Source organism: Sphingomonas sp. ERG5, from assembly GCF_000803065.1.
Classification (GTDB): Bacteria; Pseudomonadota; Alphaproteobacteria; order Sphingomonadales; family Sphingomonadaceae; genus Sphingomonas.
Window position 1 is genome coordinate 57,182 of sequence record NZ_JSXI01000022.1, and the last position, 7,096, is coordinate 64,277.

6 protein-coding genes are annotated in these 7,096 nt (G+C 65.2%); all 6 read right to left on the bottom strand.

Going from position 1 to position 7,096, the window contains the following annotated elements:
* Positions 1-56: 56 nt before the first annotated feature.
* The gene (locus OO12_RS08470; RefSeq protein ID WP_200887418.1) at positions 57-1,310 is read right to left on the bottom strand and encodes an N-succinylarginine dihydrolase; all 1,254 of its coding nucleotides are present in this window, start codon (positions 1,308-1,310) and stop codon (positions 57-59) included.
* Positions 1,310-2,326, bottom strand: coding sequence for an arginine N-succinyltransferase (locus OO12_RS08475; RefSeq protein ID WP_034158241.1), 1,017 nt, complete (start codon positions 2,324-2,326; stop codon positions 1,310-1,312). Before OO12_RS08475 ends, OO12_RS08470 begins: the two co-directional genes overlap by 1 nt.
* Positions 2,323-3,531 (bottom strand): hydrolase, encoded by a 1,209-nt coding sequence (locus OO12_RS08480; RefSeq protein WP_034158242.1) that lies wholly within the window; start codon positions 3,529-3,531, stop codon positions 2,323-2,325. Before OO12_RS08480 ends, OO12_RS08475 begins: the two co-directional genes overlap by 4 nt.
* Positions 3,532-3,583: 52 nt before the next feature.
* A complete protein-coding gene (locus OO12_RS08485; protein WP_235364721.1) occupies positions 3,584-4,495 on the bottom strand; it encodes a DUF481 domain-containing protein in 912 nt (303 codons plus the stop codon).
* Positions 4,496-4,922: 427 nt separating this feature from the next.
* Positions 4,923-6,410, bottom strand: a complete 1,488-nt coding sequence (locus tag OO12_RS08490; protein WP_052215672.1) for a terminase — start codon at positions 6,408-6,410, stop codon at positions 4,923-4,925.
* Positions 6,411-6,468: 58 nt separating this feature from the next.
* Positions 6,469-6,957 (bottom strand): helix-turn-helix domain-containing protein, encoded by a 489-nt coding sequence (locus tag OO12_RS08495; protein WP_052215673.1) that lies wholly within the window; start codon positions 6,955-6,957, stop codon positions 6,469-6,471.
* Between the last annotated feature and the right edge of the window lie 139 nt (positions 6,958-7,096).

Sequence of the window (7,096 nt, forward strand, 5' to 3'; positions counted from 1 at the left end):
TCAAGCAAAGCGCGGGCCAATGGCGGAAATGCGTCTTTTCGTCTTAACGGAAATGGTTAGCTGTCAATTAATCCGACAATCCCGAGTTCATCGAGCAAGGCGCGCCGCGCGCGTTCGATCGTCGCGACCAGCACGGAATCGGCGATCATCGACGAATCGATCCGCTCGGGCCAGTGCGCCGCGACGATCGCCGCGATGCGATCGAGCTTCGCATCATCGACCAGGAAGCGGGGATCGACTGTCGCCGGATCGCACACCACGCGCAGCCGCAGACAGGCCGGGCCGCCGCCATTGGCCATCGACTGGCGGACATCGACCACTTCGAGCTGCCGGATCGGGCCGTTGCCGGCGATCATTTCCTGCAGCCAGGTCCAGACCGCGACGTTCTCGCGCGCTTCCTCCGGCAGGATCAGCGCCATGCCGCCCGACGGCAGGGTGACGAGCTGCGCGTTGAACAGATAGGACGACACCGCATCGGCCAGGCTGACGCGCGCCGCGGGGACTTCGACGATCTCGACCCCGGGCAGGCGGTCGTGCAGATCGGCGTAGAAACCATCCTTGTCCTCGAACGCCAGTTCATGGGCGAACAGGACGCGTTCATTGGCCACCGCCACCACGTCATTGTGGAACGCGCCCGCCGCGATCGCCGCCTCCGATTGCGCGACGAACAAGGTGCGTGCGGGATCGAGGCGGTGACGCCGCGCCACGCTGGCGCTCGCCTCGCGGTGCTGGCGGGCGGGGAAGGGGCCGCCCGACACGCCATAGACGAACACTTCGACCGCCGGCTGGGCATGGTCGAGGCACAGACGCATATGATTTGCCGCGCCCTCGTCGCCAAACGGCGCCGGGACCGCTTCATGGATCGCGAATGCCGGATCGGCAAAGGCGATGCGCAACTGAGCGAGCGTGCCGCGCCATTCATGGCTGCGATGCGGCATCGTCACCAGATTGGCCGCGCTCAAATGACACAGCCCATCGACGGTATCGGGCGCCGGCGACACGGTTGCCGCGTTCGCCGCCCACATCGCCGACGCCGACAGCGCCTGCGCCTGGAGATGCGGTGCGGCGTCGGCATAATTGGTGGCCAGGCTTTCGAGCCAGCCATGATCGGGCCGGGCCAGCGGCAGCAATATGCCCTGAGTCAGGCCAAGCGCGATATTGGCGCGCATCTTGGCGATGCCCTCCAGCGCGGCAGCGCGCGGTTGCGAGACCTTGCCGGCATTGTTGGTCGCCGCGAGATTGCCATGGCTGAGGCCGGCATAGTTATGGCTCGGGCCGATCAGCCCGTCGAAGTTGATTTCGGTCAGCATCACACGCGCCCCGCATAACTGATCATATCATCCGGCCCGACACCAAGCGCGGTCGCGCAGGCCGGGTCGATCGCGACGCCGTCGCCGCAGGGCCGCACACGGGCATGCGCGCAGCGGAAGTCGGCGAGCCGGCCGGTCGCGACCAGGGCTTGCTCGCCACCATCCGCATCGACCGCGATCACCTTCGCAGTCACCGCTTCGCGGATGGTGCGGACATTGTCGGTCTTGGCGGTCATGGTCGGGCCACCGTCAAAAATATCGACATAGCGTTCGAAGGCGAAGCCCTCATTCTCGAGCATGCGCATCGCCGCGCGGCCGGACGGATGCGGCAGGCCGATCGCCGCCCGCGCGCTTTCGGACAGCATCGCGGTGTAGATCGGATGCTGCGGAAACAGGTCGGCGATGAACTGGTGGCCATGGATCGCATTGAACTGATCGGCGTCCTGGAAATTCATCCCGAAGAAGCGCCCGGCAAGGCCGTCCCAGAACGGCGACCCGCCGGCTTCGTCGATGATGCCGCGCAATTCGGCCAGGATGCGGTCGGCAAAGCGCGCGCGGTGCTGAGCGATGAACAGATAACGGCTGCGCGCGAGCAGCATGCCGAGCCCGCCGGCGCGCTCGCCGGGATGGAGGAAGAGTCCGCCGACTTCACTGCATCCTTCGAGATCAGTGGTCAGTGCGAGATTCTCGGCGTGGAAGGTCCGGTTCAGCTCCTTGCTGTGCTGCGTGAGGGTGCTGAGCCGATAGCTGTAGAATGGATAGCGCTGCCCGACCTGGGAGAAGAGCTGGCAGGTGCCGCGTACTTCTCCGGTGTCGACATTTTCGAGCACCAGCACGAACAGGTCGTCGCCGAGCAGGCCGTCGTCGCGCGCAAAGGCGGTGGCCGCGCGGTCGAGCTTGATCTGCAGCGACGCGCGGTCGGGCGGCAAATTGGTGAAACCGCCCCCAGTCAGCTTGGCCATTTCATAGAGCGCCTGAAGGTCGTTCTGACCAGCGGCGCGAATGCGAAAATTCATGAAAGTCCCCGTTCGGCGATACGCATGATGGTAAGGGTGGACAGCGCGGCGCGTTCACCCAGGCTGTCGATGATGAGGAATTCGTCGGGCGAGTGAATCGCGCCGCCGCGCGCGCCCATCGTGTCGACCACCGGTACGCCGCAGGCTGCGATATTGTTGCCGTCGCACACGCCGCCCGAATGCCGCCAGGCGATATCGAGATCGAGATCGGCGCCGGCGCTTTTGACCAGCTCGAACAATTTCGCCGCGCCGGCGTCGATCGGCTTGGGCGGGCGATTGAAGCTGCCATGAAGCTCGATTCTGACATCATGTTCGGCGGCGACCGCAGCAATGGCGGTATCGATATGCGCCTTGGCGCGGGTGATGTCCTCAAGCGTCGCGGGGCGGAAATTGACGCGGAGGATCGCGAGGTCGGGCACGACATTATTGGGGCCGCCGCCATCGATTCGCGCCGGATTGACCGCCAGCCGCGGACCGCGCGCCTGAGCCAGGCGCAGCGCGAGATCGGCCGCCGCGACGATCGCGTTGCGGCCGTCATCGGGATTGCGGCCGGCATGGGCGCTCAGGCCGTGCACGACGATCGAGAAATTGCCCGTGCCGCCGCGTGCGCCCGCCAACGTGCCGTCGGGCAAGGCGGGTTCATAGGTCAGCGCCGCGATCTTGCCGCGCGCGGCGCGCGCGATCAGGCCGGCGGAGGAAAAGGATCCGGTTTCCTCGTCGGAATTGATCACCACCTCATAACCGATCCGGTCGCGCAGCGGCGACGCCTCGACCGATTTCAACGCCGCGAGCATCAGCGCGAGCCCGCTCTTCATGTCGGCGACGCCCGGGCCGTTGAGCGTGCCATCGTCGCGAAAGGTCAGCGATTGAAACGGATGATCGACCGGATAGACGGTGTCCATATGGCCGGTGAACAGCATTTGCGCGGGCGCATCGGGCCGCACCCGGAGATGGAGATGCTTGCCATGCGCCAGCGGCGTCACGCTGCCGTCGATGCCGACGCTTTCCGCCGCCTCGGGCTCGACCAGCAGGATATCGCCCGGGAGCGCGGAGAATGCGTCGGCCAGCAGCGCGGCGACTTTCTCCAGACCGGCAAGATTGCGCGTGCCGCTGTTGATTTCGCTCCAGCGTTCGACCTGCGCCAGCATCGGCTGGCTGCGTGCGACGTCGAGCGCGTCTGATTCTGCAGTTGAAAGAACGGACATCGGCCTCGTCTAGCGAGTCCCATGGCCCCGCTCCACCCACTTTGGTTGCGCTTCAGAAACTATAGACGAGCGATGCGCGGCTGGTGGTGTCGGTGCCGACGCGCCCGATCGGCGGCATGCTTTCATATTGCACGCTGTACGACAGTTTCGCGGCGAGCGGGCCGATCAGCTTTGCGTTGAGCGCAGTGGTGCCGGTGATGCTGCTGTTGAAATGCTGGATATAGGCCGAGGCATCCTGGCTGAGCGAAATGGCGCTCGACAATTTCCAATCGAAATCGATCGAGCCGCGCGCGGCGATGCTGCTTTCGACCGTGGCATCGGTGAAATTGGTGTGGCGATAGGCCGGGCCCAGTTCGACATCGAGCGTCATCCCCGGCCGTTTGATCGCGCTGTATCCGGCGCCGAGCGACGCCGAATAGCGGTCGGTATAGCCGAGGAAACGATCGCTCTCATATTGCGTCGCGCCATAGACATAACCGCGATTGCCGAACTTGAAGTTGGGCTCGTACGCCGCGAGATAATGTTCGCGGCTGACCAGCCCGAGGCTCTCCTGATAATCGGCGGCGAGCCGGATCTTGTGGCGCCAGCGCAGTGTCTCGCGCTGCAGGTCGAGCGCGCCGCTGATGCCGATATTCTCGGTATTGCCGGTGGTGAAATAGCCGCCAATCTCGGCGCGGCCTTTCCACAGATCGAACACGCCGGCTTGGCGCAGCTTTTCCTGCCGTTTCGCCAGCCGCTCGGCATGCCAGGCATCGACCACCGCGACGATCGCGTCGGCGGTGTCGGGCGCGGCGGCGCGGGCATATTTGGCGATCGTCGCGACTTCGGCTTCATTGCCCGATGCGAGCGCCGCGTCGAGCATTGCCTTCACGTGCGGCGGAATCGCCGCCGGATCGGCGTTCGCGAGCAGAAGCGGGGCGGCGAGCAAAAGCGGGGCGACGGTCAGGATGGGGAGGATGCGCACGAGCCGGGCATAGCGTCTTGGGCGTTGTTTCGGAACCGGGGGCATCAACAAAATATCGCCGGTTGGGACCGTTCGATCGCTGGGGTTGTCATGCCTGTCGTCCTTTGCGGTGGTGAGAGGAAGGGGCGCGGAGCCGTGGGAATCTTGCGGCGCAAGAAGCGGATGCGGGAATATGGCTCGGTGAGCATTCCGCAGGAGGCGTTCATTGCCGCGCTTCGCATGGGGGATGATAATTAAGGGGTGAGTGATGTCGTTCCTCCCCGGCACGGGGAGGGGGACCGCGACGTGCAGCTGCGTGGTGGAGGGGGCGTGCCAAGCAGTGTTGCGCTTGTGAAAGGAGAGCTTCTCCAAGCGGAGCGTTGCCGGCACGCCCCCTCCACCAGCTTCGCTGGTCCCCCTCCCCGTGCCGGGGAGGATCTTGCGACGGTCAATCATCCGCTTGAATCCCGCTATAGGTGCGCTCCCATTCCTCCTCCGGCGAGAGCGCGCGCGGGCGGCGCTGCGCGTCGGGCCACATCAGCGTCGCCCGCGGCATGACCGGCGCGGCGAAGGTCAGCGCCAGCGCATCGGCATCGTCGGGCGAGGCAAGGCCGCGTGCCTTCATATGCTGCTTCTTCTCAAGCAGGATCGAGACCTGGTCGGCAGCATAGCCATATTCGACCCCGGTCAGATCGGTCGCCAGCGCATCGTCATCGGGGATCGCGCCGCTCTCGAGCCAGCCGCGCATATTGGTCCACATTTCCGAACGTTTGTTGGCGGTCTTGACTCGCATGTCGCCCGACCAGGCGGCGTCCTCGCCGCGTGCGCCGAACCAGATCTCATGGACATTCTCCACGCCCAATTGACGCAGGCGGTCGATCACCGCAGCGCCGATATTGCCGGCATCGACAAAGATCGCATCGGGGCGGTGGGTCTGAGCGGCCAGCGCGACATCGCCGGCGAGCGTCATCGCATCGGTCTGGCGCCAGCGCTGCCACGACCGGCTACGCGCGTCGCGGCCGCAGCGGATCGCCAGCGTCGAATGATCATCGCCAAAGCGTGCGCAATCGAGCCCGAAGATGATCGGGTCGCTGACCAGATTGTGAAAGTCGCGCACCCGCGCCGCATCGACCAAAGCGCTGGCGATGAACTGCATCGAGGAGGCGCTGGGGAACTGGCCGCGTACCCGGACCCGGACGATGTCGCTGTCCGCGCCATAGGTTGCGACCAGCTCGTCGAGATAGGCTTTGTTGGTGCCCTCGACGCTGCGGCTGTCGATCTGGGCGGTGTTCCACAAATGGCGGTGTGCGCCGAAGCAGTCGCGGAACGGGCCTGAGTTACTGGTCGGGTTGCCAAAGGCGAGGAAGAGGATCTCGGTCGCGTCATCGGTCAGCGCGCCGAGTGCGACTTCCCACACCCTGGCCGGGATGCCGCTGGCTTCGTCGAAGATCAGGATCAGGCGCTTGCCCTGATTGTGCAGGCCCGCGAACGCCTCGGTATTGGTCAGGCTCCAGGTGACCAGATCGGCGCGCCAGCTTTTGTCATGGCCGGGGCTGGTCGAGACCAAGGCTGTCGCATGGGTGCGGAACCAGTCGCGGGTGAGCGACAGGTTGGACCATTTGGCGAGTTCGGGCGCAGTCTTGGTGAGCAGCTGGTTCTCGGTATTGGCGGTGATGACGATGCGGGTGTCGATGCCGGTATCGAGGCCCCATTTGACCAGCATGGCGATCAGCGCGGACTTGCCGATGCCATGGCCCGAGGCGCGGGCGATGCGGCACGGTGTGTGGCGGGTCGCGGGGTTTTCGAGATGGGTCTTGATCACCTCCATCACCTCGCGCTGCCATTTGCGCGGGCCGGTGACGCCCGTCAGCGCGCCTTCGCCCCAACTATAGGCGAAGCGGGCGTGCAAGAGCGGGTCGCGGGCGAAGGTGGGCATTTGGTCGGCGAGCGCGAGGGACCAGGGGGCGGGGGCAAGGCTAGCCACGACCGCGTGTCTATTCCCGCGCATGATAGCGTAACGCTTCACGGAGCTGCGGTACCGCGTGGTCGCCGATCCGCTCCGCCGCCTTGCGCATCCGCTCGGCTAAATCATGATTCTCCTGAGGCGGCGGGGCGAAGCAGGCCCAGATCTTAGGGCGGCGGGCGCGCATCCATTGCAGCGCGGCAGTGGTATCCGCGCGGACTTCGCGCTTGTAGCGGACGATCACCGGTTCTTCGGCGCCGGTCGGGTGATAGACGCGGACCGCTTCCTCCTCATAACCGATCGCGCGCTCGTACAGCGCGCGCTCGACACGGTCGTCGGCGACCTCCTTGCCGAGCTTCGTCGCTTCGGCAAACTCAGGGTAAGCGGCGCGCCAGCGAAAGATGGTGGTGCGCGAGACGCCGAACGCCGCGGCCAACTCGCGATCGGTCAGGCCTTGGGCGTAAAGTTCCTTCGCCTGACGGACATAAGCGGGTTTGAAGGCCGAGGGACGCGTTTCCATGCTCGCCCGGTAGCGAGGGAAGCGTGAGGTTTGAATCGAGGCCCCGGATGAAAGGCAGGGGAGAGGAGATATGTTACACCGGATTGTACCATATCTTTGGTGCCCGGGGTCGTGAGAGATTCTACATTATGTATTTGAA